At 62.5% G+C, this 368-nt stretch carries 1 pseudogene; it reads right to left on the bottom strand.

The features are described from left to right. Positions 1 to 368: pseudogene (locus tag DIE12_RS37835) on the bottom strand (hypothetical protein); the annotation flags it as partial.

Raw genomic sequence — 368 nt, 5'->3', positions numbered from 1 at the left:
CTGTGGCATACGACGGTAATCGGGACATCGGCCTGCATGCTTCGGATCGACTCGATCAGTCTGGCCAAGCGCAGCGCGGCGAGTACGCCATACGCTCGAGGGGGCGCGCGATACAGCGGCCGGTTGGTCGGGTTGATGCCTTGCACGGTCATCCACCCCATCGTTCGATCATCCAGCCCGCCGTGCCAAAGATCGGGCAGACTGGCGCAGCCGTTCGTGAACGGGCCGCCGCCCCAATACTCCTTCTCGTTCAGGAAGATCTTGTCGCCGTACTCCTTCAGTTCCGCGGCAGTCGCGCGATAGCCCCAGCGGAAATGAATGACGGGCGAGAACGACGGCTCGGGCTTGACGTAGTTATTGGGAAGCAG

The sequence above is a fragment of the Burkholderia sp. Bp9015 genome (assembly GCF_003853505.1).
In the GTDB taxonomy this organism is placed as follows: domain Bacteria; phylum Pseudomonadota; class Gammaproteobacteria; order Burkholderiales; family Burkholderiaceae; genus Burkholderia.
The sequence above is the reverse complement of the archived record's forward strand: the minus strand, read 5'-3'. Positions and strand labels throughout refer to the sequence as shown.